Source organism: Streptomyces viridosporus (genome assembly GCF_002078235.1).
Taxonomy (GTDB): domain Bacteria; phylum Actinomycetota; class Actinomycetes; order Streptomycetales; family Streptomycetaceae; genus Streptomyces; species Streptomyces viridosporus.
This window is the reverse complement of the sequence record NZ_MSGP01000669.1, coordinates 3567-4095: the sequence shown is the minus strand read 5'-3', so window position 1 is coordinate 4095 and position 529 is coordinate 3567. Positions and strand designations below refer to the sequence as shown.

1 pseudogene is annotated in these 529 nt (G+C 76.7%); it reads left to right on the top strand.

Annotated features, from left to right (window positions below):
* Positions 1 to 529: pseudogene (locus B7L92_RS43120) on the top strand (HSP90 family protein); the annotation flags it as partial.

Below are 529 nucleotides of genomic sequence, written 5' to 3'. Positions count from 1 at the left end.
GGTCCACTCGCCCGCCCCCGGCCGGGCACCACCGTCACGCTGACGCCGCGCGCCGACGCGGGCGAGTGGACCCGGCCGCCCAGGTGCACGACCTGGCCCGCCACTTCGGCTCCCTGCTGCGCCACCCGGTGACCTTCGACGACGGCACGGGCGGCCCGGGCGCCTCCGTCAACCCCGAGCCCGCCCCCTGGACGCGTACGCACCCCACGCCGGGAGCCCGCTCCCGCGCGCTGGCCGCGTACGGCGAGGCGGTCCTCGGGTTCACGCCGCTGGACACCATCGAACTGGACCTGCCGGCCGTGGGCCTGAAGGGCATCGCGTGCGTGCTGCCCGAGGCGGTGCCGGCCGGGCGCCGCCACGGCCACCGCGTGCACGTCAAGGGCATGCTGCTGTCCGAGCAGGCCGAGGAGATCCTGCCCGAGTGGGCGTTCTTCGTCCGCTGCGTCGTCGACGCCGAGAGCCTGCGCCCGACGGCGTCCCGCGAGTCCCTGTACGAGGACGACACGCTCGCCGCCGTCCGCGACGCCCT